Below are 25050 nucleotides of genomic sequence, written 5' to 3' on the forward strand. Positions count from 1 at the left end.
CAATGTTCCTCAAATTCGCAAAGTGGGCCTTGGGCCTCATCACTGGCGGGTCCCTCGACCGTATCCTCGACACCATCGACCACAAGATGGACGACGGGACCAAGAAGGAAGAAATCAAGGCTGAGGTCACCAAGACCTACGTCAACGCCCAGGCCAACCTCATGGTCGGTCGGACGTGGTGGTTCCAGCTGTTCTTCGTGATCCCAATGGCCGTCCACTGGTCAGCCCTCAACTGGGTCTCGACCTTCCCGCAATACGGCTGGGTGGTTCACCCGCTCCCGTCCCCGTTCGACGAATACGAAGGCTGGATCATCTCGGCCCTGTTCCTCGTGGACGGCTCGAAGGCAATCCTCGGGAGGTGGAAGAAGTGATCCACCAAGTCAACACAGTCGGCCTCGCCGTCTCAGGCGTCACGTCTCCTGTTTGGGTGACGTGGCTCGCCACGATCAACCCGGCACTCGCCGCCATCCTGACCATCCTCGGCATCGTCCTGACGGTCCTCAAGATCATCAGCTTCGTGAAGGGAGGCAAGGAATGAGCGCAGCCGCGAAAGACGTCATGGACCTCCTCCATGCCGCCGTCGCAAAGGAACTGACTGACCGCGTCAAGAGCGGTGAGGCCTCTGCAGCTGACATCTCGAACGCCATCAAGTTCCTCAAGGACAATGGCATCGAAGCAGTGATGGGGAAGGGCGGGGCACTCGACAGCCTCGCCCGGCAGTTCCCGACGTTTAATGACGACGAGGACTTCTCGGGGGTGACCCAGTGAAGGCCCTCCAGTTGATCCTGATGGCGACCACGAGCTTCACGCCTGTGGTTGCCCCCTCACAGCTGCCTGCCGGTACCCTTGTGACCTTCATGGGCGACAGCATCATGGAGTACAACAACGGAGTCTCCGCAGGCACCTCGAACTTCTCCGTCGCGGCCAACAACAACGGCGAGATGCAGCAGTGCCTCGCGCTCGATCCCCGCTTCAACATTGACGTGTGGGCAGCGGCGGACGCCTACGACGTCCCTTACGGTCGCGGGTTCTACGGGGCCAACCAGGGCTACGCCGGGCAGACTTCCACCACTGTGCTGTCCCGCAAGTCCAACGGCTTGTCCCAAGGGGCTGGCCTCTATGTGTGGGCGGCTGGAACCAACGACGGCCTGGAGAACGCTTCGGCGCAGACCCAGGCAATCGCCAACGCCCAGGCCTTCGCCAATGACGTGATCGCGGCCGGTAAGCGTCTACTGATCATCGGCGTTCGCCCCACCGGCACCGTGCAGAACACCCCGGCTCGCATCGCGGGACGTAAGGCCACCAACGTCGGCCTCGCGGCCATCGCCACGGCAAACCCTGGCGTGGTGTACTTCATCGACCTGTGGGCCGGATACGACCCCAACGGTGACGACATCGTTGACGTGTCCTACCAAACGGACGGCCTGCACCCCTCAGCGGCTGGTGCCTACGCAGCTGCCACCACTGGTGGTCTGCTCGCCAAGCTCCAGACGATCATTGCGCCGGGCGACATCATGGCCCTCAACCCGAACGCCGAGCTTTGCCCGGCCATCGCTGGGTCTGGTGGCACCAATGGCGTGGGAGCCAATCTGACGGGAACCATTCCGGCAGGCTGGACGATTGAGTACGGTTCCGGCACGACCGCGACCGCCGTGTCCTCCGTCTCCGGTGGCGTGTGGACCCTCAACGTCACTCCTGGCGTCTCGGCCTCGACCTTCCGCGTTCGACCCACGACCAACGTGGCCACGGTGGCGGGAACTGATTGGCTTAAGATGTCCGCCGACGTGCAGTCGGGTGGCGTCATCGTCTCCCGCCTTGAGGACAACCTCAACACCGCCAACTACTACGCCTCGGGCTTCCTGCTCGATCCAGCGGTGCAGCCCATCAGGGCCAAGTCGATGACCCCCGTGTGGCTCGCCAAGTCCACTGCAGTTCGCCCGACCGTTCGGGTGGCCGCTGCGGCAGGCGCTGCTGCATTCACGGCAACGATCTATGGCGTCTCCTGCAAGAAGCAGACGAGCCCTCGGACCCAGCGCAATGCGGGTTCCGTTCCGACCATCTCGGTCACCCCGACAGCACCCACAGGGACCCTCACGGTCGGCTCGGTTCTGACGGCCAACACCGGGACCTGGAACAACAACTCGGGCAGTATCGCGCAGACGCTCGCCTACCGCTGGTACCGAGACGGTGTCTTCATCAGCCAGACGCTTGGTGTCGCCGCCACGTACACGCTCGTTGCCGCTGACAGCGGGAAGACGATCACTTGCGGCATCTCTGCTGCCAACCCTGCAGGGCGCAGCGCCGAGAGCATCTCGCCCGGCGTCCTAATCGCATAAGGAAAATCACATGCTACTTGTCACTGCCACCCCGACCAAGTTCAAGCGGGGCTACTACTGCTATCAGGCTCTGATCGGCACCGGCACGACCGCCGTCACCATCAGCCTCAACGGCCTGACCGGCGTTGCCCTGGCCGACCTCGCGAAGTCCGCGAGTGCCGTGGGCTACATCTCGCTGCCCGACTGCGTTCTCACGGCGACCCTGACGGGTGACGCCAAGCTCGCTCTCGAACCGGTGGCGCGGGACGCCCGTTAAAATCCGCGGTGCCCTGGGGGCCTAAAGCTCCCAGGCGCTCGCCTCTCGCCCATCCCCGAGTTCCCTCTTGTCAACGCAAACCCTGCTGGCTTCGACTTCGATGTCGAGCCCTGATCCTCTACGCGAGGACCTCCGCAATTTCATCTGGCTGATCTGGCAGCACCTGAGGCTCCCGAGCCCCACGCCAACTCAGTACGACATCGCTCAGTTCCTCCAGCACGGCCCGAACAAGATTTGTATCGAGGCCTTCCGTGGCGTCGGCAAGTCCTTCCTGACTGCGGCGTTCGTCCTGTGGTGCCTCTACTGCAACCCCCAGCTTAAGATCATGGTGGTCTCGGCGTCCAAGAACCGCGCCGACAACTTCGTCATCTTCTGCCAGCAGCTGATCCAGACGGTCCCTGAGCTTGCCTTCCTCAAGCCCAAGGCCAACCAGCGCTCCTCCCGCGTCGAGTTCGACGTCGGCCCGGCTGAGCCCGACCAGACCCCTAGCGTGTTCGCGAAGGGCATCGACAGCCAGCTGACCGGTGGTCGCGCCGACATCATCGTCTCGGACGACGTCGAGGTCATGAACAACTCCATGACGGTCGCGGCTCGCGATCTGCTCATCGAGAAGACCCGTGAATACTCGGCTATCTTGAAGCCCCTGGCTCACGCTCGCGTCATCTACCTCGGCACCCCGCAGACCGAGGACTCGATCTACAACAAGCTGCCTGAGACCTTCACCAAGCGCATCTGGCCTTCGCAGGTTCCCACGGTCGACGAGATCGCCGGGTACGGCTTAGACCTGGCACCCCGCATCCTGCGCATGTTCCACAACAAGCAGTACGGAATGCCCACGGACCCTGAGCGGTTCGACATGGACGAACTGATCTCCCGCCGCGCCGAGTACGGGGCCGCTGGCTACCAGCTGCAGTTCATGCTGAACACCAAGCTCTCCGACGAGGAGCGCTACCCGCTCAAGCTCAAGGACCTGATCATCATGCCGGTGCCCCCTCAGAAGGCACCAGTGGACGTCTTCTGGCTCCCCAATCCCGACAGGGAACTCAAGGACCTCCCGAACCACGGCATGGCTGGCGACCGCCTGTATGCCCCAGGAGGGCACTCCAACGAGTTCCTCGACTACCAGCACCGCGTCATGTCGATCGATCCCTCGGGGCGCGGCAAGGACGAGACGGGCTACGCTGTGGGCCTGCACCTCGCGGGCAACACCTGGGTCCCTGAGGCCGGTGGTCTCCAGGGTGGCTACGACGAGGACACGCTCCTCGCCCTGGTCGGCATCGCCAAGCGGCACCGCATCCAGACCATCGTCATCGAGAGCAACTTCGGTGACGGCATGTTCGCCAAGCTCCTCGAACCCGTCCTGCTCCGCAAGGGCGTGACGGCTGAGATCGTGGAGGTCCGCTCGACCACCATGAAGGAGCAGCGCATCCTCGACATCCTGGAGCCGGTCATCGGTTCCCATAGGCTGATCGTCGACCCTGACGTGTTCGAGAAGGACGACGCCTCGATCCAGAAGTACGAGAGCCTGATCCGCAACCACAAGTCCGTGTTCCACCAGATGACCCACATCTGCCGGGAGAAGGACGCGCTGCGCTTCGACGACCGCGTGGACGCCCTGGCTATGCTGATCGGACACTTCGTCGAGATGATGAACCAGGATGCTGGGAAGATCGTCGCGAGGGAGCATCAGGAATGGATGGAGGCTCAGATCGCCAAGCTCCACCAGAGCCCCCTGAACTCAGCCTTCGGGCAACAGAGGATGTCCTGGGCTGGGAAGAGAATTGTGTGAGTGAACGAGGGGGGCTACTAGATGTAGTCCCCTTCGATTAGGGACCCATACAGAGGGGAGATACTTCCGTTAACAAAGGTTTCCCCATAAGTTCCCTCCTACTTGGGTTTCCTATCGAACCTTAGTTTTGATCCTCTGCGTGATCCTCGCACCACTGCTTGCACTGGTAGGAGGCTGCTTGGGAATGATCACTCTGATCGATACACCGATTGGTGCAGACCATGATGTGGTTCTCGTAGGTACCCGCCAGGGCAACCTGGGTGGACGCCACGAGGGCGAGAGACAGAATGATGGACCGGATCATGCTTCCTTCCTGACAGACTTGGGTTGAGGATCGACTGTTAGGTCCTGTCCTGTGGCCTCGTCAAGAGTCCCGAGCCAGAGGCCCCCCGAGGAAACCTCATGCACCGGCACGTCGACCCCAGTCTCCTCTATGGGCACGGCCCAGTGAGCCTCATGGAACTCTCGAGTCCCCTTGCGGGTCAGTCCCCATCCATTCTTCCGCTTGCCGTAGTAGACTCGGGGCATCTCAGGTTTCCCTTGGGTTGGTCCCCACGAACCTTTTTGAGAAAAATTTGTTCCCCCTTACGTATACACCAGAGACCCCAGTTCCCCCCGTGGCCCCCCTAGAAGACCTGTGATCCGCCCTATACGCGCCATCGCTGGCACAGATCATGGCACAAGCACATGCTAACCCATTGATTTCATTAGGGCTCTCACTGGATGCATACTCCTCGCCCTGCTAGATCGAGGGTTGCCCATGGGTTGGAACGTTCATTCCATCTTGGAACATTCGTTCCCATCTGTGCCATCCCACCTTTTTTGCCCCAAGGGAAACCCGAGGGTTCCTCACGTTTACCGGCGCTGACCTGATCGGCTGGCCATACGTTCAACCCGAGACCCATTAGTTACCATTGGTGACCCTTACGTGCGCGTTCTGATCCCTGATCTAGGGCGATCCTATACCGTTCGCATGGTTTCGCATGGTGCAAATCAGGCTTTGACCTCGACTAACACATTGATTTGACTCATGATTTCTTGTGGTTTCATGGGTCTAAAAAGCCTCTCCGATAGCGGAAACGTACCGTTGACGGCAAAGAAAGATCATAACAAAATCAATAGCTTATACGATTTCTGAAAATTCTTATTTCCCTCCGATAACCGAGAGGCTACATTCAAATCACACCAGACGAGCGGTGGCGGCGACGGGGCCTTCGGGGCCTGATGCCGGGAAGGGTGGCCAAGCCGGGCCGCATGTTCTTTGACAATCGAATAGGTCACCTAAGACCATAAACGGGGCGCGGGTTGCAAGCGATAGGCAACCGGGCGGAAAGCGCAACGTCCTAAGGGGTAGCACCCGATTGCGCTGATCCTTCACCACGACCATCAAGTGGTGGAGCCATACAAACTCAGGGGCTCTCTGGGTTTCTATGGCTTCACGACGGCGAAGCTATGTCCAACTCTCACGCTTAACGGGAACTCTCCGATGTTCAAGTCCAAGACCATCCGCAGCGGCGGCAATGCCAAGACCATCAAGGGCGACAAGCTCGGCAACTACGAAACCGCCATCATGTACCTTGCGCCAGCGTCTCAGTCTCTCATGGGCAACGTGTGCCCAATGGCAGGGCAGGCTGGTTGCGAGCTAGGCTGTCTCAGCAAGGCTGGCCGCGCTGGCATGTTCTCCAGCATCGTCGAGGCGCGGATTGCCAAGACGCAACGGTACTTCAAGAGCCGCGAGACCTTCATGGCCGATCTGGTCAAGGACATCGCCGCATTCGTTCGCTACTGCGCCAAGAAACAAGTGAAGGCTGCAGTGCGTCTTAACGGCACGAGCGACATCCAGTGGGAAGTGGCGCATCCCTGCAGCCGAGATGGGGTAACCTATACCTCGATCTTCGCCGCGTTCCCTGAGGTGCAGTTCTACGACTACACCAAGATTTACAAGCGGGCCTATCGGTCGCTGCCGAGCAACTACAGCCTCACGCTGTCCTATAGCGAAGCAAACCCGGCCTATGCCGACGCCATCACCAAGACCGCTCGTGAGACTGGCGCAAACGTCGCTGTGGTCTACCGCTCGAAGGCGCACCGGGACAGCCTGACGGGCTTCTACTGGCGGGCTCCGCAGTTCGACCGCGTCGTCATCGACGGCGACGAAACCGACATGCGCTTCACTGATCCCAAGGGCGTCATCGTGGGGCTCTACGCCAAGGGTCCCGCCAAGCGCGACACCTCAGGCTTTGTCGTCGGCTGATCTCTCCGTTAACCGGGTGTCTCCGCTAGGGGCACCCTAAGGCAACCCAAACCTATACCGCGAGCAATCCCATGGCACCGCAAGACATCACCATGTTTGTCAACCGCGACCGCGCCGAGCGCATCGCCCGTCAGTCCATCAAGAGCGCTGAGCGCTTCCACATCCAGCACGGCGTCGTCCGCTGGGCCGATGGCACCGTCGACCGTGGCTACCGCGTGGCCATCAACGATCTCGAAGGCAAAACCCTGAGGTACCTCTAATGACAACCCGCGATTTCTTCTGCCTCGCCGTCTACGGCTACAAGAAATGCTGCCCTGTTCACCTCGACGCCTACACCAAGGCTGACGCCGAGCGCGCCATGCGCTGGCAGCAAGTCGGGCCGGGCCAGTTCGACACCTATCACGTCGTCCAGCCGCACCGCACCAAGCGGGGCACCTTCGTGTCCGTCACGACCGGCGCTGAGTTCGAGGCCAGCAAGATGGGCTTCACCGACGAGGCTTGGACCGACTTCCTATCCCGCGTGTGGGGGGCCTGATGCCCGCAACCGAAACCCTAGTCGCCGCTGTCCTGTGGTCCGCACTGATCACCGGCTGCGCCGTGTTCTTCATCGCAACCCTGAGGAGTGACCGCTAATGGCCTTTCCAGCCCACGCCAACATCACCGAAAAGCGCATCATCACCGCCATCCTTAAGCGAGCCCTCGCGGCTGGCTATTCGGTCTCAGTCTTCGACGGGGAAGAATGGGCCTTGCGACGGTCGGTCGACCTCGAAGCGATCACCGCTGAATGCCACGCCACCGACGAAACCACGCTTCGCTTCTGGGATGCCACACGCAACCAGATGGGCTCGATCTGGCTCGTCCATGGCAACGAAGACGACGTCATCAGCGACCACACGGACAACTCGCCGATGGCCGCTCTCGTGAAGGGGCTTTAGCCATGACCAAGACCGTCACCATCAACGGCTCGTGGGGTTCCCTCACGGTCGACGCCACCACCGGCAACGTCCTGTCCTACGACGACGGGGGCACCCTGCCTGATCCCGATTGCCCACCGGAGCGGGGCTATACGGATTACGTCCGTGTCGATCTCGACGAGTGGCGCAAGACCTATACCGGCCAAGAGCCTGACTGCCTCGACGTCCTCGACGTGGGCTTCTGGTACCTCCACGACGGCGTCGAGACCTACGAGGGGCCTGAGCAGGACTGGCGCGACGAGTACGAGCGGGGAGGCAACCGATGACCGGAGGCACCCCAATCACCGCCGAGGAGCGCGAGGCGCTGCTGGCCTTCAAGGCTGAGTGGGGCCGCGAGTGGCGGCAGTACCTGCAGGCCGCATGGCTGTCCTACGCCTACAAGGGCGTCCACATGGCAGGCCGCGACACCGGCATCCTGCGCAGCATCCGCAACCAGCGGGGCTGTCAGTGGCTGGAGAGGGTCAAGCTATGATCGTCTACAACGTCAAGCGCCGCTGGTTCACCATGAAGAACGACGCCGAGGCCTATCGCAAGGCCGAGGGTCTGCCGCCGAGTGGAACCTATACCCTTCGCATCGAGAGCCGCGACGATCTCGCCGCGCTGCTCAACGGCCTGTGCGGCATCGACGGCATCCACCGCTACGTCGAGGTCGTCGAGGAGCCTGTGCCCGAGGAGGTGCTGGCCCGCAACGAAATCACCAACAACCCACCAGACTGCGTCCCCTTGTTCCTCGTGAAGGACTGGGAGCAGCGAATGAAAGGCATCTACAAATGAAGAAGCTCCTCGCCGCCACCCTGGCCTTCACGGTCGCCGCGCTCGCCGCGTGTACTGACGCCGACATCGCCTCGCAGAACCTGTCGAAGGCCGCTGACTACTTCGAGATTGACCGGCGCATCGTCTTCTACAACGGCATCACCGGCGACTACATGCTGACCATCGAAGGCCGCTGCTCGCTCGGCAACGCCGACACCACCAAGCAGCTGACCGTCACATGCAAGACGGGGCCGACCGCCTTCAAGAAGCACTTCCTCGGGCTGTCCGACAACGTGACCTACTTCGTCGAGCAGCTGCAGCCGCAGGCTGTCAGCGCCTACCACTACCGCGTGGTCTTCAAGCCGCTGGCGATCCTCCCCGACATCGAAATCCGCTGAGAGGTTCCCAATGAACGTCCCAACCTACGTCTGCCAGCGCCTCAACGCCTACACTGAGCGCGGCCACAACTGGCTCCTCGCCGTCGAGTATGCTGACGGCAAGCGAACGCTCCTCGGGTTCCACCGGACCCGCAAGGCCTGCAAGACCGTCGCGTCCTTCATGGCTGGCTGGCGCTGCAAGATCGAGGTCCGCGAGAAGCCCATGCGGCTCGATGCCTGGAGGGTGGACTAGGATGCTTCGTACAAAACGTACTTGCGACCCCACCCCAAATCACCTATGCTTAGGAGATAATTCCTATGGAATACGTCCTCGCCGCGCTCGCCTTCGGCATTCCAACGGGGCTGGCCATCTGGTCGCTGGTCTCAGCCATCAGGGGGAGCGCATGACCTATACCGACACGAACCGCCAAGGCTGGCTCGACCGCTGGCTCGACGGCAACGACTGAACCCGAGTGAACCGGAGTACCCTCATGGACAAACAGAAAGTCATCCTGCTGCTCACCGACGCCATTGTGGCTGGCACGATCTCAATCGAGAAGATCGCCAGCGACAAGCTCGACGAGGCCGAGCGGGCCATCAAGAGCGCCTATTACGGGCTTGACAACGCCCTGACGCTGATCCGCCGCGAGATCGCCCCGGCATCCCGAGAATAGTACGAAACCGTACAGTGGAACCGAGGGAGTCCGCTCACCATTTGTGTTGTAGGTGAGGAGCTTTCAACATGGTTAACGATAATACGGAGTATCAGAAGCGGGCCATCCTGATCCGCATGATCCTCGACATCCACGGCGCGGTCCTAGCGAAGCTCAAAGAGCCACCCGAGGTCACCCTCGTGCTGATGGCGATCCGCCTGGGTGAAATGGAGGACCGACCGATGGACCTCAAGTCCCTCGTGGCCGTCACCCACTACCCAAGGACCTCGGTCTCAAGACATGTGCGCGAGCTAATGAAACTAGGCCGTGTGTCTGTCGTAAGGGAAGGTAGACGCACCGTCATGCGTCTTAACCCGCAGGTCGAAGGCTCCCACGTTAAGCCCTTCTACGGTCAGGTAGAACGGGCCGTGCTGAGGGCCAGCCGGGACCTGACCAAAATGGACCCATTGGCGTTTGACAGAGGAGTCAGCAAATCTTAATTCGAGACACATTCCAGAAACAATCCGGAAACAATCGAGAGCCGATCATGATCCCACTTCACAGCGGGTAGACGCCGCACGTCCTATACTGACTACCCAGGAGCAGCGAGGGTGGCTCCTGTCCCCCCCAACAAGAATAACACTTCTTCGGGACTTACCCCAAAATGCGGATTACATTCTACGATGCAGACAACCTCCTCGTTGGTGAGCAACGGGCAGGAACCAATGACCATTGGGACGCTTGTCTGATCGGTCACTCCCTAGTCGCCTCGGGGACCTTCCCCGGCGCGGAAGATTTTCAGGTCCACGAGCCACTGATGGCTATCGTGGAATGCTCAAATGCAGTATTTACCGCTAACGCGACCTCCCGGCTAGAGGAGGTAAAAGCGGCCTAACAGGAGAAGGGGCTACCAATGACCACCGACGTGTCCGACTTGAAGGCACTGACCGTCATCATGAACGCGCTGCGGCGCTTCAACACACTCGACAGCAAGATGCAGGTGTCCACCGTCCTGGCCCTGCTGGAAGTGGCGGTCGCGAACTACAAACACGAGGACATTTCGGTGCAGGACATCGAGAAGAACGTCGGCATCAAGTCCGGCGCTGCATCCCGCAACGCCTACTATTGGGGCGAGGGCCATCAGGAAATGACTGGTGGCTACGAAATGATCACTATCGGTTTCGGTGAAGATCGCCGGAAGCGCTCCCTTGTCCTGACCAACAAGGGCCGAGCGTTCATCAAGGATTTGGTCAATGGAGTGCAGAGCTATGGCAAGGCTACGGGGTAACCGTTGGCAGGCCGACGTACTGGTCGACGGGGTGCGCAAGCGCGTCTCGTTCAAGACCCAGGCTGAGGCTGAGGACTATGAGAAGGCCGTGGAGGGTGGCTACAAGCCTTCCGCTGCCAACACCCTTGGCGACTTCGTCGACGAGGCATTCGACAAGCTGTGGGGCACCGCTAAGTCCCGCAAATACATCGAGGGGAACTGGCGGGTCATCTACCGCTACATCCCGAGGGACACCGCGCTCGACAAGATCAACGACGCGCTGGTCGAGAAGATGGTCATCAGCATGAAGCGCGATGGCAAGCAGGGCGGCACGATCAACCGCAAGATGGCGAACCTCACGAAGCTCCTCAAGGAAGCCAAGCGCAAGGGTCGCCTGATGACGCTGCCCGACTTCACCGAGGCACGTCAGCCTGAGGGCAACGCGAGGGAACTCACGATGTCCCGCGAGCAGGAGAGGGCGGTCAACCTATACTTCGACCACATCGGCAAGCCGGTGGCCAAGCACCTGTTCAACTTCCTGCTCTACACCGGCTGTCGCATGAACGAGGCGCTGACCCTCGACCGCAAGCGCGTGACGCCGGGCCGCAGCGTGATCTTCCACCACACGCTCTCGAAGACCTCGACCACCCGCACGGTCCCTCTGGTGCCCCAGGCTGCAGAGGCATGGGCCGAGGTGTGCAAGCTCACGAACAGCCCGACGCCCTTTGGGGAACTCATGCCCTACTGGACGTTCCGCGATCACTGGGCGAGCCTCAAGGCGCACCTCAAGGTCGATGAGGACGAGTTCGTCCCGCACATGCTGCGGCATACCTGCGCTACCCGGCTGGTCATCGCCGGGGTGCCCCTACCGATGGTCATGAAGTGGCTCGGACACAAGAGCATTCAGGTGACCATGCGCTACACGAACCTCGTCCCTGACGATCTCGACGTAGCCGCAAAAGCGCTGTCCATGGCAGCGTGACACACTGTGACAGGCTGTGCCAAATGTGTGCCAGCTGTGACAAAGCCGCTTGACGTTCCTATACCCTGAACCTATTGGGTTTGCGCGGAACGCAGCGTTGAGGCCTCGTGCCAGAGTGGTCATGGAGAGGACTGCAAATCCTTGCACCCCGGTTCGATTCCGGGCGAGGCCTCCAATCGCTTCAACTCCCGCATGCCGGGGGCTTGAGTTCCGGTCGAATGCGCCGCAGTGTCGGCGCGACAAGCGCATTTCAGCGCATTGGCTTTGACGGATTGGTTGGGACATGAGCGCTGATTTCTCCGAACTTCGCGTCAAGATGGTCGACGGCCAGGTCCGCACCACCGATGTGACCGACGCAGCATTGCTCGATGCCATGCTTGCCGTGCCGCGCGAGGCCTTTGTCGGGGCCGGCCGACAGGCTCTCGCCTATATCGACGAGGATATCCGCATCTCCGACGGCGCCGATGGCAGCGGTGCGCGCTACCTCATGGAGCCGTCGCCACTGGCCAAGCTTTTGCAGTTGGCCGAGATCGACGCCGGCGATTCGGTGCTCGATGTCGGCTGCGGCACCGGTTATTCCGCGGCGCTGCTGTCCAGGCTGGCCAAATCCGTCGTGGCGCTGGAAAGCGATACCACACTGGCGGAAGCAGCCAAAGCGGCGCTTTCGGCGCAGGGCTGCGATAACGTCACCGTGGTCACCGGCCCACTGCCGCTAGGTCATGCCGCCAAGGCGCCCTACAATGTGATTCTCATCGGCGGCAGCGTCGAGAAAGTGCCTGCGGCGCTGCTTGACCAGCTTGCCGAAGGCGGCCGGCTGGTGGCTGTGGAAGGGGAGGGCAATGCGGGCGTAGCCCGGCTCTTTTTCAATGCAGGGGGGGTTGTAACCGGAAGACGGGCATTTAATGCGGCAATTAAGCCACTACCCGGATTTGAACGCATTCATGCCTTCGAGTTCTAAGTGATTTTGCCTTGCAGCAAAGACTCTGTCATGTTGGCTTGCGATTGAACAATCGTTGCTGATTGGTTAACCGGGGTTTCGGGAGGCTGTCAGCGGGGGAACGATACATCGACGCGGCGCTGGCCGATCCCTAGGGATGGGCTGGCGTGGCGTGGTTCCCGTGCAAAACGAATGAGGGATATAAAGTGCCGTCCTTAGCCAAGAGTTTGTTTGTTACTGTCCTCATTTCCGCGACAGCGCTTTCGCCGATAGCCGCCTCGGCGGAAACCATTCTCGGCGCGCTTTCCAAGGCCTACCAGAACAATTCCTCGCTGAATTCGGCCCGTGCCGGCGTGCGCGTCACCGATGAGGGCGTGGCGATCGCCAAGTCGGGCTATCGCCCGGTGATCACTGGTTCGGCTGATATCGATTACACCTCCAGGCACCTAAACGGCAGGAACGCGAGCCTGGCATTGACCACCGGCAGCTTCGGCGTTCGGATTGATCAGACGCTGTTCGACGGCTTCCAGACCAAGAACAGGGTCGCGTCGGCCGCTGCACAGGTGAGGGCCTCGGTCGAGGGCCTGCGCAACACCGAAGAGAACACGCTGTTCAACGCGGCGAGCGCCTATATGGACGTGATTCGCGACCGCCAGGTGGCGGTGCTGACCGAACAGAATCTGCAGTTCCTGACCGAGCAGGCGCGCGCGGCACGCTCGCGCTTCGAGGTCGGCGAGGGCACGCGCACCGATGTAGCGCAGGCCGACGCGTCGCGTTCGGCCGCGGTGGCGCAATTGAGTGCCGCCCGTGCGCAGGCTCTGGCCAGTGCGGCAACCTATCATCAGATCGTCGGTGACGAGCCGGGCAAGCTCAAGGCCGCGTCGCCGTTGGCGAAGCTGTTGCCGAGGAGTCTCGAGGCGGCGATCGGCATTGCATCGAACGAGCATCCGGCCATCCTGGCCGCCCTACATTCCGTCGATGCAGCCGGATTTGATGTAAAGACGCAGGAGGGTGCGTTGCTGCCGCAGTTGACTGCCAGTGCCGGCCTTTCCCATGCCTATCAAAATACCGTACCTGGCGCGGGGGATTCGGACGGCGATTCCAATGCCGCCACCGTCGGCGCGACGCTGACCGTTCCGATCTATTCGGGCGGCCGTACCTCCGCACTCGTTCGTCAGTCGAAGGAATCGCTCAGCCAGGCTCGCATCGAGGTGGATGTCAGCCGTGACTCGGTTCGCCAGGCCGTGACCTCGGCATGGACGCAATACATCGCAGCGCGTGAAAGCGTCGACGCTAATCGGCAGGTGATCGCGGCCGCACAGTTGGCGCTCAACGGCGTCATCGAGGAGCGCAATGTCGGACAGCGCACCACGCTCGACGTGTTGAATGCCCAGAACGCCGTCATCTCGGCAAAGATCGACCTCGCCAGCTCCGAGCGCGATGTGGTTGTAGCGAGCTACGCCATCCTGTCGGCCATGGGCCGCCTGTCGGCCGATCGCCTGGCGTTGAATGTGGTGAAGTACAAGCCTGAAGAGCACTACAGAGCCGTCAAGGACAAATGGATCGGGCTGCGTACGCCGGACGGTCGTTGATCGCGACTGAGCGGTTCAAATCCCGCCAAGATTGAAAGTATCGTAGCGCCGCGCTTCCCAAGGATGCGCGGCGTTTGTCTTTTGTAGCCTAAATTGTTGAAATCCGGCGTCTTCCGAGATTGGGGATTCTCGGATGGCGATCCGTCGGCTACGCTGTCGCCATGATTCGTATCCGGCTTTGCCGGACAGGAATCCAGGAACGGGTCACTACAGCGCCACGCGTCCGATGGATGCGCAAAGGAGGCTGTAGAACTTTGATTTTGCGCCTGATCCTCTTCGAAAATCGAAGATCGATTTTCGGGATCATGCGCGGGGGCGGCGGGTGTGACGATGGCGACGGCAAGCAGCGCACAGCGCGAACCTTCCATGGAAGAAATACTGGCTTCCATCAGGAGGATCATCGAAGACAGCGACACCGGCCGCAAGCTGCCGGGCGACGCCGATGAGTTGCGCCAGGACCTTGTGCCGGCCGCCGGGCCTGTTTCGGATGTCGAGGCCTTCCGCAGCGAATTGCACAGCTCGACCGAAAGCAAGAAGCCGGTGACGCTGGCCGAGGTGCAGGCCCAACTGGCCGAGCCGGTGGTTGCGCGGCTGGAGCCGCGCTCCGAGCCGTCGCCAGTGAAGCCGGCCATTGCGGCAAATGCCACGACCGCCGCGCCACCCGCGCATGCTCCGATGACCCTGGCGGAAGTGAGCGCCAGGATAGCCAGTGAACCTGTCCCCGCCGTCGGGGCAGAAGCTGCAGTGCGGGCAAAGACGGAAACCACCGACTCGATCGTCACGGATTGGCGCCGCGAAATCGCGGCCGTTGGCAATCAGGAAAAACCGGCTGACACAGTACGGCGGCCCGAGATCAGGCAGCCGGAGACTGAAAATCGGCAGGCAGCAATCGCGGAGGTCGAGGCTTTCGAAGACGATCTCGCTGCCGAGCCGGCTTTCGAGCCTCGTCCTTCGCGCAGCGAGCACGCGCGCCCGGCCGATACAACCCCGGCCCGTCCGGCGATCGTTTCGGAACATACGGGACGGCAGGTCGCAGCCGCCTTCGGCGAGCTCTCCGACGCCTTCGCCAGCCGCAGCAAGAAGACCTTCGACGAGATGGCCGAGGAGATGCTGCGGCCGATGCTGCAGGACTGGCTGGACAACAACCTGCCGACGCTGGTCGAGCGCCTGGTACGCGAAGAAATCGAGCGCGTCGCGCGCGGCGCGCAATAGGCATCACCACAGCCCGTTCCGGATTAAAGCGCCGCCTTCGGGCGGCGCTTTCTCGCTGCAGGCCAGCGTCCGGCTGATGTCGCGAATGCGATCAGCTTCCCGTCGGGATCGCTGACGATGAAGGTGCGGGCATGGCCTTCCCGTTGAAATGACCAGGGCCCCGCCTATTTGCGTTGAAGGACTGAGGCAGCCCTCGCGGTTGACTTGGCCAAAACCTTCCGATTTACACCGGGTCAGCAAAACTCCCGACCGCGCGGACCACTTTCCCATGCTTGAAAAGACCTACGACGCCAAGACCGTCGAACCCAAGATCGCCAAAATCTGGGAAGAGGCGGACGCATTTCGCGCCGGCGCAGGTGCGGAAGAGGGGGCCGAGGCCTTTACCATCGTCATCCCGCCGCCCAACGTCACCGGCTCGCTGCATATGGGCCACGCACTCAACAACACGCTGCAGGATATACTCGTGCGCTTTGAGCGCATGCGCGGCAAGAACGTGCTGTGGCAGCCGGGCATGGACCATGCCGGCATCGCCACGCAGATGGTGGTCGAGCGCCAGCTGATGGAGAAACAGATCCATCGCCGCGATCTCACCCGCGAGGAGTTCATCGAGAAGGTCTGGGAGTGGAAGGCCGAGTCCGGCGGCGCCATCTTCAACCAGCTGAAGCGGCTCGGCGCCTCGGCGGACTGGTCGCGCGAACGTTTTACCATGGATGAAGGCCTGTCCAAGGCCGTGCTCGAAGTATTCGTCAGCCTCTACAAGGAAGGGCTGATCTACAAGGACAAGCGCCTTGTGAACTGGGACCCGAAGCTGTTGACGGCGATCTCCGACCTGGAGGTCGAGCCCCAGGAGATCAACGGCAATCTCTGGCACTTCCGCTATCCGATCGAAGGCGAGACTTTCGATCCGGAAAATTCGGCGACCTTCATTACCGTGGCGACGACACGGCCCGAGACGATGCTTGGCGATACGGCGGTCGCCGTGCACCCGGACGACGAGCGCTACCGGCATCTGGTCGGGAAAAATGTCGTGCTGCCGATCGTCGGCCGGAAAATCCCGGTTGTGGCTGACGAGTATTCCGACCCGGAAAAGGGTTCCGGCGCGGTCAAGATCACGCCGGCGCACGACTTCAACGATTTCGAGGTCGGCAAGCGCCACAAGCTGCCGGCGATCAACATCCTGACCATCGAGGCGGCAATAACGCTCAGGGATAATGAGGATTTTCTCGCCGGGCTCGACGTGACGCCGGAGCGTCAGGCCGTCTGGGACGAGCTCGACGGTCTCGACCGTTTCGTCGCGCGCAAGAAAATCGTCGAGCTGATGGAGACCGGCGGCTTCCTCGACAAGATCGAGCCGCACCGCCACGCCGTGCCGCATGGCGACCGCGGCGGCGTGCCGATCGAGCCGTTTCTGACCGAGCAGTGGTATGCAAACGCCGCCGAGCTGGCCAAGCCGGCGATCGCATCGGTGCGTGAAGGCCGTACCAACTTCGTGCCGAAGAACTGGGAAAAGACCTATTTCGACTGGATGGAGAACATCCAGCCCTGGTGTATTTCACGCCAGCTATGGTGGGGTCACCAGATCCCGGCCTGGTACGGGCCGGACGGCCGGGTCTTCGTCGAGAAGACCGAGGAAGAGGCGCTGGGCGCCGCGATCGAATATTATCTGGCGCTGGAAGGTCCATGGAAGGCCTGGGTCGAGGACAAGCTCGAGACCTTCAAGCCGGGCGAAATCCTGAGCCGCGACGAGGATGTGCTCGACACCTGGTTCTCGTCCGCACTGTGGCCGTTCTCGACACTGGGCTGGCCGGATCATACGCCGGAGCTGAAGACCTATTACCAGACCGACGTGCTGGTGACCGGTTTCGACATCATCTTCTTCTGGGTCGCCCGGATGATGATGATGGGCCTGCATTTCATGCACGAGGAGCCGTTCCACACCGTTTATGTGCATGCGCTGGTGCGCGACAAGAACGGGCAGAAGATGTCGAAGTCGAAAGGCAACGTCATCGATCCGCTCGACCTCATCGACGAGTTTGGCGCCGATGCACTGCGCTTCACGCTGACGGTGATGGCGGCGCAGGGGCGCGACGTGAAACTCGATCCGGCGCGCATCGCCGGCTACCGCAATTTCGGCACCAAGCTGTGGAACGCGACACGCTTTGCCGAGATGAACGAGGTCGCGCGCAATGACGATTTTTGGCTGAACGACGCCAAGTTGCCGGTCAACCGCTGGATCCTGACCGAATTGACCCGGGCGTCGCACGCGATCACCGAGGGCATCACCTCATACCGCTTCAACGAGGCGGCAGGGGCTGCCTACCGCTTCGTCTGGAACCTGTTTTGCGACTGGTATCTCGAACTGCTCAAGCCGGTGTTCATGGGCACTGACGAGGCGGCCAAAGCCGAAAGCCGCGCCTGCGTCGCCTTCGTGCTCGACGAGATCTACAAGCTGCTTCACCCGATGATGCCGTTCATGACCGAGGAGTTGTGGGCGCAGACGGCGGGCGAGGGCCGGACGCGCGCAACGCTGCTTTGCCACGCCGCCTGGCCGTCGCCGGACTTCGAGGACGCGGACGCGGCCGCCGACATCAACTGGCTGGTCGATCTGGTGTCCGGCATCCGCTCAGTGCGCTCCGAAATGAACGTGCCGCCGGCGGCGATCGCACCGTTGGTGGTGGTTGGCGCCAGCGTCGAGACCCGGCAGAGGCTCGACCGCCATGCGTCCGCCATCAAGCGGCTGGCGCGGGTCGGAGACATCTCGCTGCAGGACGCGGCACCCAAGGGCTCGGCCCAGATCGTGGTCAACGAGGCGACGATCTGCCTGCCGCTCGGCAGCCTGATCGATCTCTCCGCCGAGGCGGCGCGGCTGCAGAAAGAACTGGCCAAGGTGACCGAGGAAATCGCGCGGTTGCACAAGAAGCTGTCGAATGAGCGGTTCGTCGCCAGCGCGCCGGAAGAGATCGTCGCGGCCGAGCGCGAAAAACTCGACGAATACCGCGATCAGCAGGAGAAGCTTTCGGTCGCGTTGACCAGGGTGCGCGACGCTGGTTGAGCGCTGGATTCGCGATGCCTGGGAACGGCGTCAAGGCAGTCTTGTGCCCGAAAAACAGGCATTCCGTAACGTTAATGTTGACGTAAACGGAAAGTTTGCGCCCCATTGTTGCCTTAATGTAACAATGGGGCCTAATGCCGGTAAAACATCCGCGTTTTATACTGTTTAGAGCGGTTTTTCATGATTTTTTGCGCCGATTGCCGCTCAAATGGCCATTTTCCGGCATGCTTGCGCGGCGCGCCACTTTGTCCGAAATGCGTTCCGCAAGTGCGTACATGTACGTTATATCAATTCATTGTTGCACCGTTAACCCGAATTGGTTCTAGCTTGACGCACTGGAATTTCGGGGAGGACATCCATGAACAATTTGCGTTTGAAAACACTGCTGGGGGCGGGGTGTTTTTCGCTGGGTTTGATTGGTTCCGTACATGCCGGCGGTCTGGAGCGCGGCGGCTATGACATCGATCTGCTGTTCGATCCGGCGCAGGTCACAGGCGAGGTAACCGGTACCTATGTGATGCCGCAACGCGACCTGAAGAACGTGGTGGACGCGGATACAAGACTCATTGAGGGTGGCGGTGATCTTAACGCTCCGGGATACTCGACCAGTGCCCGCGATACCGAAAGCTATTGGGTACCGAGCGTCGGCTTCAAGGCTGGTGTAGGCCCCGTCGATTGCCTTATCGACTACGGCCAACCGATCGGTGCGTACAGCAATCCCGGCGCCAATTGGGCCGGCGCGAACGGCAATATCGTCACCAAAGTCAAGAGTGAAGCCGTAGGCGGAACCTGCTCGTACAAGATGGATCTCGGCAAAGGACAGTTTCGTTTCATCGGGGGCGTGTTCCACGAGGAGGTTTCAGGCTTCAAGGAGCAGTTGGTGTCGACAATTCCAGGGTTGCTTGGGGTTGGTACCGGCATAGGCCGTCTCGATCTCGAAGGTGATGGTTGGGGATGGCGCGCCGGTGTTGCCTATGAAATCCCTGATATCGCGCTGCGCGCAAGCTTGGTCTACAATTCGGCGGTCAAGCTCAACAACTTGGACGGAACACTTGATCTGACCGAGGTTCCCCTTCCCGGCAACCCGCTTTTGGGCAAGGTAACGGACGTCTCCGGATCTTCTCAGGTGCCCGACTCTTTGGAACTGAAACTGCAGTCCGGCATCGCGCCAGGATGGCTGGCTTTTGGATCCGTCAAGTGGGTCAACTGGAGCGTCCTGCAGAGCATTCCGTTTTGCCCGGTGGGCTCTCCAGAGTGCTCGACTACCAGCGATTACCGGGCCACGTCACTTGATCTGCTCTATCGTGATGGCTGGACGGTTTCCGGCGGCATTGGCCACAAGTTCAATGACCAGTGGAGCGGCGCCGCGGGTCTGACCTGGGATCGTGGAACCAGCACGGGCCTCAGCGCCCAGACCGATACATGGACGGTCAGCGGTGGTGTATCCTACACCCCGACCGCGAACGTCGAGCTTCGTCTTGGCGGCGCGTTGGGTGTGCTCACAAGCGGATCGATCCATCCCGTCGTAGGCAAGGATGGCGTCACATATGGTACGGACTACACCGCCGATTTCGGCAACGATCTGGTTTCAGCCGTTTCGACTTCATTCAAGGTGAAGTGGTAAGCTTTTCAAATTAAAAGAGAAAAGGCCGGGCAGTGCCCGGCCTTTTTCAGTTTGCGGCACAGCGTCGAGCCGTGCCGTCAAGCGCCGGCGTTCAAAATCCGCCGCACCTATGTCGCCTCCGTAATTGTGACGTTTTGGCAACAGTTCCGGACCAACCCCCGCGCTACGGTCCCGCTCGACCAAATTGCCCATTTCCCGCCATAAACCCGGCGCACCTCGAATTTGTCTCGGGACACGCGCCAGAAGGCTCGGCGATGGGGCAGGCCGCACCGCCTGCGGCAAGGAAGAGAATGGACGCCAAAGTCATCTCCAAGGCCAAGCTCCCTAGCCGCCATGTGACCGTCGGTCCGGCGCGTGCGCCGCACCGTTCGTATCTCTATGCCATGGGCCTGTCTGCGGCCGAGATCGCGCAGCCGCTGGTCGGCGTTGCCTCCTGCTGGAACGAGGCGGCGCCTTGCAACATCTCGCTGATGCGCCAGGCGCAGGTGGTCAAGAAAGGTGTGGCGGCCGCAAACGGCACGCCGCGCGAATTCTGCACCATCACCGTCACCGACGGCATCGCCATGGGGCACCAGGGCATGAAGTCGTCGCTGGTGTCGCGCGATGTCATTGCCGATTCGGTCGAACTCACCATGCGGGGCCATTGCTACGATGCGCTGGTCGGCCTTGCCGGCTGCGACAAGTCGCTGCCCGGCATGATGATGGCCATGGTGCGGCTCAACGTGCCGTCGATCTTCATCTATGGCGGCTCGATCCTGCCGGGCTCCTATCGCGGCCGCCAGATCACTGTGCAGGACGTGTTCGAAGCAGTCGGCCAGCATTCGGTCGGCACGGTCAGCGATGCCGAACTGCTCGAGATCGAGCAGGCGGCGTGTCCGTCTGCCGGCTCCTGCGGGGCCCAGTTCACAGCCAACACCATGGCCACCGTCGCCGAGGCGATCGGCCTGGCGCTGCCGTACTCCTGCGGCGCGCCGGCGCCTTACGAGATGCGCGACCGCTTCAATTTCGCCTCCGGCGAAAAGATCATGGAGCTGATCGCCAAGAACATCCGGCCGCGCGACGTCGTCACGCTGAAGGCGCTGGAGAATGCGGCGACCGTGGTTTCGGCCACCGGCGGCTCGACCAATGCGGCTTTGCACCTGCCGGCGATCGCGCATGAGGCAGGCATCAAGTTCGACCTGTTCGACGTTGCCGCGATTTTCGAGAAGACGCCTTACATCGCCGACCTCAAGCCGGGCGGCAAATATGTCGCCAAGGACATGTTCGAGGCCGGCGGCATTCCGCTGTTGATGAAGACGCTGCTCGACCATGGCTATCTGCATGGCGACTGCATGACCGTGACTGGCCGTACTTTGGCCGAAAACATGGAGCATGTTGCCTGGAATGATAGCCAGGATGTGGTCCGTCCCGCCAACCGACCAATCACCCAAACCGGCGGTGTCGTGGGCTTGAAGGGCAACCTTGCCCCCGAAGGCGCGATCGTGAAGGTCGCGGGCATGACGGAGCTGAAATTCTCAGGCCCGGCACGCTGTTTCGATTCGGAAGAGGAATGTTTCGAGGCGGTCACGCACCGCAACTACAGGGAAGGCGAAGTTCTCGTCATCCGCTACGAGGGTCCGCGCGGCGGTCCGGGCATGCGCGAGATGCTGTCGACGACGGCGGCGCTCTACGGCCAGGGCATGGGCGGCAAGGTGGCCCTCATCACCGACGGCCGTTTTTCGGGCGCGACACGCGGGTTCTGCATCGGCCATGTCGGGCCCGAAGCAGCCGTTGGCGGCCCGATCGGGCTCTTGAAAGACGGCGACGTGATCTCGATCGACGCGACCAAAGGCACGATCGAGGTCGACCTGTCCGAGGCTGAACTGGCAACGAGGGCGAAGGCCTGGAAGGCGCGCACGACCGACTACCAGTCGGGCGCGATCTGGAAATATGCACAGACGGTAGGGCCTGCCCGCGACGGCGCGGTCACCCATCCCGGCGGTGCCAAAGAAACACATTGCTATGCGGATATCTGAGTTGTTGAGGTCGTCTGTCCTTCCGGCACTGGTCGCTGTTGCGATCTTTGGCGCCGTGAGCCAGGCCATGGCCTTCGACGACAAGGTGTTCGACGACAAGACCGGCGTGAAGCCGCAATCGAGCCCGTGGGCCGTGTTCCAGTTCGGCTTCTCCGCTTACAAGAGCGGCCACAAGGAACAGGCGGTCGAGGCCTATAAATACGCCGCCGAAAACGGCCAGATCGGCGCCACCTGGAAGCTCGCCCGCATGTATGCCGAAGGCGACGGCGTGACGCGCGACGACTACGCGGCGTTCAAATTCTTCTCCGAGATCGTCGATCAGGATGTCGAGCCGGGTTCGCCGGAGGAAAGCTATGTCTCCGACGCGCTGGTGGCGCTGGGCGACTATCTCCGGACAGGCATCCCCGGCAGCCCGGTCGAGGAAAACGAGGTCGCGGCGCAGGAATATTACATGCGTGCGGCCGCCAATTACCGCAACCCGAACGCCCAGTTCGAGATGGGCCAGATGTTCCTGAAGGGCGAGGGCGGCGTCAAGGCCAGCGTCAAGCAGGCCGGCCGCTGGTTCCAGCTCGCCGCCGAAAAAGGCCATGCCGGCGCCCAGGCGACGCTTGGCAATCTTCTGTTCCAGAGCGGCAAGATCGTGCGCGGGCTGGCCATGATGACCGCCGCGCTCGAACGCGCCTCGCCGAGCGACCAGCCGTGGATCCGCGGCATGCAGGAAGAGGCATTTGCCGCCGCCGGCGAAGCCGACCGCCGCACTGCGATTTCGCTTGCCGACGATATTCTCACCAAGGGCGGCGGCGACCAGTGAAATTGCCAATCTCCCCCCTTGAGGGGGATGCCCGGCAGGGCAGAGGGGGGCGCTGTGCCGCTGGCATTTCAGTTGACTAAAGTTTGCCCGGGTTGGACTGAGAGGGTGAGCTTGTTTGACCGAAAGGTCGCGTTCTTCGCGCCCCCCTCTGGCTTGCCGGCCATCTCCCCCTCAAGGGGGAAATTAGCTCACATCCATCAGTTCTCGGTGAGTTCCGCCGGCACCGCTCTGTGCACCGGCATCGAGATCGGCGTGACGTGCAGATGCGGCTTAATCGTGCTGTCGGGACAGGTATCGCCGATCTTGGTCCATGAGGTGTTGTTGAGCACCAGGTCGCAGCGGGCCATATGGCTCTTGTCTGAAACCGTCAGGCAGGTGACCTGGCCGACCTGGTAGGACTTGCCATTGGCCAGGCACTGCTGGTCGGCAAGTGCCGCTGCAGGGGAGGCCATGGCAAATGCTAGGCCGATCGGGCAAAGGAGGAATCGTAGTGCCATGGAACCCCAGCCGCCATGCTGATCTCTGACTGAATGGCGCGATTGTGGCGATATCAGGGTTTCGGCTGATATCAGGCCGGCAGCAGCGCCAGATCGATCGCCACCGGCACATGATCGGAAGGCTTTTCCCAGGCGCGCACATGCTTTTCGATCGAGGCCGAGGAAAAGCGGTTGGCTGCTTCGGGCGACAACAGCAGATGGTCGATGCGGATGCCGTTGTTCTTCTGCCAGGCGCCGGCCTGGTAGTCCCAGAAGGTGTAGACGTCGGCCGCATCGGTGACGGCGCGCACCGCCTCGGTAAAGCCGAGATTCTTCAGTCGCCGGAAGGCTTGCCGGGTCTGCGGCTGGAACAGCGCATCGCCAAGCCAGTTCTCGGGGAAGCGCGCATCGACCGGCTCGGGGATGACATTGTAGTCGCCGGCCAGCACCAGCGCCTCCTCCAGAAGCAGCCGCTGCTCGGCCCAGCGATGCAGCCGCTCCATCCAGGCCAGCTTGTAGGGAAATTTCTTCTCGTCATCGATGGGATTGCCGTTGGGCAGATAGAGCGAGGCGACGCGCAGCGCGCCCTGGTCGGTCGAGAACACGCCCTCGATGAAGCGCGCCTGCTCGTCGGTGTCATCACCGGGCAGGCCTCGGATAACCTCGTCGAAGGGAAGCTTCGACAGCAGGGCGACGCCGTTAAAGCCATTCTGGCCATGGGTTTCCACGTTGTAGCCAAGCGCCTCGATCTCGGCGCGCGGGAACTGCTCGTCGACCGACTTCATCTCCTGCAGGCAGACGATGTCTGGCTGGCTTTCGCTCAGCCAGTGGGTGAGGTTGCCGATGCGGGCGCGAATGCCGTTTATGTTCCAGGTGACGATTTTCATGGGCGGCCTCAGGGATGTTCGGGCGAAAGACGTTCGACAAGCCCGATCGTATTGCCTGCCGGGTCCTTTAGAAAGGCCATCCACTCGCTTTCCCCCGCCGTTCCGAACGTGCCTTCGGTGTCGTTGTGGACGAGCGCCGGCGGTGCGGTGAAGGGAACGCCGGACGCTTTCGCCTCGGCGTGGAAGGCTTCGAGCCCGGCTATATCGAGATAGACGGTGCCGGCCGGAACGCCATCGGTCAACAGCAACCTGATATCGCCGGCCATGATGAAGGCGATGCCCGGCGGATCGTAGCGGGCGTGAACGTTGAGGCCGAGCACATCGCGCCAGAAGGCCAGCGTCACGTCGAGATCGCGCCCGGCCGACAGTGCGACCTGACGGACCGGGCCGACGCCGGACATCTGCCTAGATGGAGAAACTGGTGCCGCAGCCGCAGGAGGCGACTGCATTGGGGTTGCGGATCTGGAACGATTGGCCCATCAGATCGTCGACGAAGTCGATCACCGAGCCGCCCATATAGACCAGCGACAAATCGTCGATCAGCACGGTGGCGCCGTCCTTTTCGATGGCGACGTCGTCGTCATTGCGCGTATCGACCAGGTCGAACTTGTAGGAAAAGCCGGAGCAGCCGCCGCCCTCTACGGAGACGCGCAGCGCCGTCTTGCCGGCCTCGCCAGAGACAATTTTCGCGATCCGCCTGGCGGCGGCGCCGGTCATCTCGACTTTCATGGCAGTCTTGGCATCAGCGCCCATGGGCGTCACCTTGCTTTCGGTTTCACATGATAGGTATGAAGCGGGAAGGGGCA

General features: G+C 61.6%; 31 protein-coding genes and 1 tRNA gene. 28 read left to right on the forward strand and 4 right to left on the reverse strand.

Features of this window, described 5'->3' with window-relative positions; translation table 11 throughout:
- Positions 1-2 precede the first annotated feature (2 nt).
- The 28 genes from NKH22_RS01030 to NKH22_RS01165 all read left to right on the forward strand — a co-directional run bounded on the left by NKH22_RS01030 (position 3) and on the right by NKH22_RS01165 (position 22881).
- Positions 3-371 carry a hypothetical protein gene (locus NKH22_RS01030; protein ID WP_352908766.1) on the forward strand — a complete coding sequence of 123 codons (369 nt, stop codon included), beginning with the start codon at positions 3-5 and terminating at the stop codon, positions 369-371.
- Entirely contained in the window at positions 368-538 is a 171-nt protein-coding gene (locus NKH22_RS01035; RefSeq protein WP_352908768.1) for a hypothetical protein, read from the forward strand. The genes NKH22_RS01030 and NKH22_RS01035 overlap by 4 nt, the downstream gene beginning before the upstream one ends.
- A complete protein-coding gene (locus NKH22_RS01040; protein WP_352908770.1) occupies positions 535-768 on the forward strand; it encodes a DNA packaging protein in 234 nt (77 codons plus the stop codon). The genes NKH22_RS01035 and NKH22_RS01040 overlap by 4 nt, the downstream gene beginning before the upstream one ends.
- Entirely contained in the window at positions 765-2336 is a 1572-nt protein-coding gene (locus NKH22_RS01045; protein WP_352908771.1) for a GDSL-type esterase/lipase family protein, read from the forward strand. Before NKH22_RS01040 ends, NKH22_RS01045 begins: the two co-directional genes overlap by 4 nt.
- A gap of 10 nt (positions 2337-2346) precedes the next feature.
- Entirely contained in the window at positions 2347-2592 is a 246-nt protein-coding gene (locus NKH22_RS01050; protein WP_352908773.1) for a hypothetical protein, read from the forward strand.
- Positions 2593-2659: 67 nt separating this feature from the next.
- A complete protein-coding gene (gene terL / locus NKH22_RS01055) occupies positions 2660-4381 on the forward strand; it encodes a phage terminase large subunit (RefSeq protein ID WP_352908775.1) in 1722 nt (573 codons plus the stop codon).
- A 184-nt stretch (positions 4382-4565) separates the two neighbouring features.
- Positions 4566-4712 carry a hypothetical protein gene (locus NKH22_RS01060; RefSeq protein ID WP_352908777.1) on the forward strand — a complete coding sequence of 49 codons (147 nt, stop codon included), beginning with the start codon at positions 4566-4568 and terminating at the stop codon, positions 4710-4712.
- 1155 nt (positions 4713-5867) lie between these two features.
- Positions 5868-6632 (forward strand): GP88 family protein, encoded by a 765-nt coding sequence (locus NKH22_RS01065; RefSeq protein WP_352908778.1) that lies wholly within the window; start codon positions 5868-5870, stop codon positions 6630-6632.
- Between the two features lie 71 nt (positions 6633-6703).
- Positions 6704-6892, forward strand: a complete 189-nt coding sequence (locus tag NKH22_RS01070) for a hypothetical protein (protein ID WP_023805362.1) — start codon at positions 6704-6706, stop codon at positions 6890-6892.
- The gene (locus NKH22_RS01075) at positions 6892-7167 is read left to right on the forward strand and encodes a hypothetical protein (protein WP_352908780.1); all 276 of its coding nucleotides are present in this window, start codon (positions 6892-6894) and stop codon (positions 7165-7167) included. Before NKH22_RS01070 ends, NKH22_RS01075 begins: the two co-directional genes overlap by 1 nt.
- Before the next feature lie 97 nt (positions 7168-7264).
- Positions 7265-7567: a hypothetical protein gene (locus NKH22_RS01080; RefSeq protein ID WP_352908782.1), complete on the forward strand. Its 303-nt coding sequence runs from the start codon at positions 7265-7267 to the stop codon at positions 7565-7567.
- A gap of 2 nt (positions 7568-7569) precedes the next feature.
- Positions 7570-7872, forward strand: a complete 303-nt coding sequence (locus NKH22_RS01085; protein ID WP_352908784.1) for a hypothetical protein — start codon at positions 7570-7572, stop codon at positions 7870-7872.
- Positions 7869-8078 carry a hypothetical protein gene (locus NKH22_RS01090; RefSeq protein ID WP_352908786.1) on the forward strand — a complete coding sequence of 70 codons (210 nt, stop codon included), beginning with the start codon at positions 7869-7871 and terminating at the stop codon, positions 8076-8078. The genes NKH22_RS01085 and NKH22_RS01090 overlap by 4 nt, the downstream gene beginning before the upstream one ends.
- Positions 8075-8380, forward strand: a complete 306-nt coding sequence (locus NKH22_RS01095; RefSeq protein WP_352908788.1) for a hypothetical protein — start codon at positions 8075-8077, stop codon at positions 8378-8380. The genes NKH22_RS01090 and NKH22_RS01095 overlap by 4 nt, the downstream gene beginning before the upstream one ends.
- On the forward strand, positions 8377-8757 hold the full coding sequence (locus NKH22_RS01100) for a beta-sandwich lipoprotein (protein ID WP_352908790.1): 381 nt from the start codon (positions 8377-8379) through the stop codon (positions 8755-8757). The genes NKH22_RS01095 and NKH22_RS01100 overlap by 4 nt, the downstream gene beginning before the upstream one ends.
- A 10-nt stretch (positions 8758-8767) precedes the next feature.
- Positions 8768-8989: a hypothetical protein gene (locus tag NKH22_RS01105; protein ID WP_352908792.1), complete on the forward strand. Its 222-nt coding sequence runs from the start codon at positions 8768-8770 to the stop codon at positions 8987-8989.
- Positions 8990-9227: 238 nt separating this feature from the next.
- Entirely contained in the window at positions 9228-9410 is a 183-nt protein-coding gene (locus NKH22_RS01110) for a hypothetical protein (protein ID WP_352908794.1), read from the forward strand.
- A gap of 68 nt (positions 9411-9478) precedes the next feature.
- On the forward strand, positions 9479-9889 hold the full coding sequence (locus tag NKH22_RS01115) for a hypothetical protein (protein WP_352908796.1): 411 nt from the start codon (positions 9479-9481) through the stop codon (positions 9887-9889).
- Between the two features lie 413 nt (positions 9890-10302).
- Positions 10303-10677 (forward strand): hypothetical protein, encoded by a 375-nt coding sequence (locus NKH22_RS01120; protein ID WP_352908798.1) that lies wholly within the window; start codon positions 10303-10305, stop codon positions 10675-10677.
- Positions 10658-11638 carry a tyrosine-type recombinase/integrase gene (locus NKH22_RS01125; protein ID WP_352908800.1) on the forward strand — a complete coding sequence of 327 codons (981 nt, stop codon included), beginning with the start codon at positions 10658-10660 and terminating at the stop codon, positions 11636-11638. The genes NKH22_RS01120 and NKH22_RS01125 overlap by 20 nt, the downstream gene beginning before the upstream one ends.
- Before the next feature lie 101 nt (positions 11639-11739).
- Positions 11740-11813: transfer RNA gene (locus tag NKH22_RS01130), tRNA-Cys, on the forward strand.
- Between the two features lie 108 nt (positions 11814-11921).
- Positions 11922-12596 carry a protein-L-isoaspartate O-methyltransferase family protein gene (locus NKH22_RS01135; RefSeq protein ID WP_352908801.1) on the forward strand — a complete coding sequence of 225 codons (675 nt, stop codon included), beginning with the start codon at positions 11922-11924 and terminating at the stop codon, positions 12594-12596.
- A 185-nt stretch (positions 12597-12781) separates the two neighbouring features.
- A complete protein-coding gene (locus NKH22_RS01140; protein ID WP_352653686.1) occupies positions 12782-14167 on the forward strand; it encodes a TolC family outer membrane protein in 1386 nt (461 codons plus the stop codon).
- A gap of 330 nt (positions 14168-14497) precedes the next feature.
- Positions 14498-15379, forward strand: coding sequence for a PopZ family protein (locus NKH22_RS01145; protein WP_352908803.1), 882 nt, complete (start codon positions 14498-14500; stop codon positions 15377-15379).
- Positions 15380-15647: 268 nt separating this feature from the next.
- Positions 15648-18431, forward strand: coding sequence for a valine--tRNA ligase (locus NKH22_RS01150; protein WP_352908804.1), 2784 nt, complete (start codon positions 15648-15650; stop codon positions 18429-18431).
- Between the two features lie 358 nt (positions 18432-18789).
- Positions 18790-20055: an OmpP1/FadL family transporter gene (locus NKH22_RS01155; RefSeq protein WP_352763586.1), complete on the forward strand. Its 1266-nt coding sequence runs from the start codon at positions 18790-18792 to the stop codon at positions 20053-20055.
- A 290-nt stretch (positions 20056-20345) separates the two neighbouring features.
- Positions 20346-22070 carry a dihydroxy-acid dehydratase gene (ilvD, locus tag NKH22_RS01160; protein WP_023706010.1) on the forward strand — a complete coding sequence of 575 codons (1725 nt, stop codon included), beginning with the start codon at positions 20346-20348 and terminating at the stop codon, positions 22068-22070.
- Positions 22057-22881 (forward strand): tetratricopeptide repeat protein, encoded by an 825-nt coding sequence (locus NKH22_RS01165; RefSeq protein WP_023691100.1) that lies wholly within the window; start codon positions 22057-22059, stop codon positions 22879-22881. Before ilvD ends, NKH22_RS01165 begins: the two co-directional genes overlap by 14 nt.
- Before the next feature lie 197 nt (positions 22882-23078).
- Here the strand turns inward: NKH22_RS01165 and NKH22_RS01170 are convergent, their stop codons facing one another.
- The 4 genes from NKH22_RS01170 to erpA all read right to left on the reverse strand — a co-directional run bounded on the left by NKH22_RS01170 (position 23079) and on the right by erpA (position 24997).
- A complete protein-coding gene (locus NKH22_RS01170; protein WP_245259994.1) occupies positions 23079-23333 on the reverse strand; it encodes a hypothetical protein in 255 nt (84 codons plus the stop codon).
- 116 nt (positions 23334-23449) lie between these two features.
- A complete protein-coding gene (gene xth, locus NKH22_RS01175) occupies positions 23450-24244 on the reverse strand; it encodes an exodeoxyribonuclease III (RefSeq protein WP_352908805.1) in 795 nt (264 codons plus the stop codon).
- Between the two features lie 8 nt (positions 24245-24252).
- Positions 24253-24645 carry a VOC family protein gene (locus NKH22_RS01180; protein ID WP_023821443.1) on the reverse strand — a complete coding sequence of 131 codons (393 nt, stop codon included), beginning with the start codon at positions 24643-24645 and terminating at the stop codon, positions 24253-24255.
- A 4-nt stretch (positions 24646-24649) separates the two neighbouring features.
- Positions 24650-24997 (reverse strand): iron-sulfur cluster insertion protein ErpA, encoded by a 348-nt coding sequence (gene erpA / locus NKH22_RS01185; protein WP_031196640.1) that lies wholly within the window; start codon positions 24995-24997, stop codon positions 24650-24652.
- Positions 24998-25050 lie beyond the last annotated feature (53 nt).

Source organism: Mesorhizobium sp. M1252, assembly GCF_040318265.1.
Lineage (GTDB): Bacteria > Pseudomonadota > Alphaproteobacteria > Rhizobiales > Rhizobiaceae > Mesorhizobium.

What these genes read in the sequence shown, in the direction of transcription:
- NKH22_RS01030 (WP_352908766.1), top strand. Translation starts at nt 3, where the DNA reads ATGTTCCTCAAATTCGCAAAGTGGGCCTTGGGCCTCATCACTGGCGGG.
- NKH22_RS01040 (WP_352908770.1), top strand. Translation starts at nt 535, where the DNA reads ATGAGCGCAGCCGCGAAAGACGTCATGGACCTCCTCCATGCCGCCGTC.
- NKH22_RS01050 (WP_352908773.1), top strand. Translation starts at nt 2,347, where the DNA reads ATGCTACTTGTCACTGCCACCCCGACCAAGTTCAAGCGGGGCTACTAC.
- NKH22_RS01060 (WP_352908777.1), top strand. Translation starts at nt 4,566, where the DNA reads ATGATCACTCTGATCGATACACCGATTGGTGCAGACCATGATGTGGTT.
- NKH22_RS01065 (WP_352908778.1), top strand. Translation starts at nt 5,868, where the DNA reads ATGTTCAAGTCCAAGACCATCCGCAGCGGCGGCAATGCCAAGACCATC.
- NKH22_RS01070 (WP_023805362.1), top strand. Translation starts at nt 6,704, where the DNA reads ATGGCACCGCAAGACATCACCATGTTTGTCAACCGCGACCGCGCCGAG.
- NKH22_RS01075 (WP_352908780.1), top strand. Translation starts at nt 6,892, where the DNA reads ATGACAACCCGCGATTTCTTCTGCCTCGCCGTCTACGGCTACAAGAAA.
- NKH22_RS01080 (WP_352908782.1), top strand. Translation starts at nt 7,265, where the DNA reads ATGGCCTTTCCAGCCCACGCCAACATCACCGAAAAGCGCATCATCACC.
- NKH22_RS01085 (WP_352908784.1), top strand. Translation starts at nt 7,570, where the DNA reads ATGACCAAGACCGTCACCATCAACGGCTCGTGGGGTTCCCTCACGGTC.
- NKH22_RS01090 (WP_352908786.1), top strand. Translation starts at nt 7,869, where the DNA reads ATGACCGGAGGCACCCCAATCACCGCCGAGGAGCGCGAGGCGCTGCTG.
- NKH22_RS01095 (WP_352908788.1), top strand. Translation starts at nt 8,075, where the DNA reads ATGATCGTCTACAACGTCAAGCGCCGCTGGTTCACCATGAAGAACGAC.
- NKH22_RS01100 (WP_352908790.1), top strand. Translation starts at nt 8,377, where the DNA reads ATGAAGAAGCTCCTCGCCGCCACCCTGGCCTTCACGGTCGCCGCGCTC.
- NKH22_RS01105 (WP_352908792.1), top strand. Translation starts at nt 8,768, where the DNA reads ATGAACGTCCCAACCTACGTCTGCCAGCGCCTCAACGCCTACACTGAG.
- NKH22_RS01110 (WP_352908794.1), top strand. Translation starts at nt 9,228, where the DNA reads ATGGACAAACAGAAAGTCATCCTGCTGCTCACCGACGCCATTGTGGCT.
- NKH22_RS01115 (WP_352908796.1), top strand. Translation starts at nt 9,479, where the DNA reads ATGGTTAACGATAATACGGAGTATCAGAAGCGGGCCATCCTGATCCGC.
- NKH22_RS01120 (WP_352908798.1), top strand. Translation starts at nt 10,303, where the DNA reads ATGACCACCGACGTGTCCGACTTGAAGGCACTGACCGTCATCATGAAC.
- NKH22_RS01125 (WP_352908800.1), top strand. Translation starts at nt 10,658, where the DNA reads ATGGCAAGGCTACGGGGTAACCGTTGGCAGGCCGACGTACTGGTCGAC.
- NKH22_RS01135 (WP_352908801.1), top strand. Translation starts at nt 11,922, where the DNA reads ATGAGCGCTGATTTCTCCGAACTTCGCGTCAAGATGGTCGACGGCCAG.
- NKH22_RS01145 (WP_352908803.1), top strand. Translation starts at nt 14,498, where the DNA reads ATGGCGACGGCAAGCAGCGCACAGCGCGAACCTTCCATGGAAGAAATA.
- NKH22_RS01150 (WP_352908804.1), top strand. Translation starts at nt 15,648, where the DNA reads ATGCTTGAAAAGACCTACGACGCCAAGACCGTCGAACCCAAGATCGCC.
- NKH22_RS01155 (WP_352763586.1), top strand. Translation starts at nt 18,790, where the DNA reads ATGAACAATTTGCGTTTGAAAACACTGCTGGGGGCGGGGTGTTTTTCG.
- ilvD (WP_023706010.1), top strand. Translation starts at nt 20,346, where the DNA reads ATGGACGCCAAAGTCATCTCCAAGGCCAAGCTCCCTAGCCGCCATGTG.
- NKH22_RS01165 (WP_023691100.1), top strand. Translation starts at nt 22,057, where the DNA reads ATGCGGATATCTGAGTTGTTGAGGTCGTCTGTCCTTCCGGCACTGGTC.
- NKH22_RS01170 (WP_245259994.1), bottom strand. Translation starts at nt 23,333, where the DNA reads ATGGCCTCCCCTGCAGCGGCACTTGCCGACCAGCAGTGCCTGGCCAAT.
- xth (WP_352908805.1), bottom strand. Translation starts at nt 24,244, where the DNA reads ATGAAAATCGTCACCTGGAACATAAACGGCATTCGCGCCCGCATCGGC.
- NKH22_RS01180 (WP_023821443.1), bottom strand. Translation starts at nt 24,645, where the DNA reads ATGTCCGGCGTCGGCCCGGTCCGTCAGGTCGCACTGTCGGCCGGGCGC.
- erpA (WP_031196640.1), bottom strand. Translation starts at nt 24,997, where the DNA reads ATGGGCGCTGATGCCAAGACTGCCATGAAAGTCGAGATGACCGGCGCC.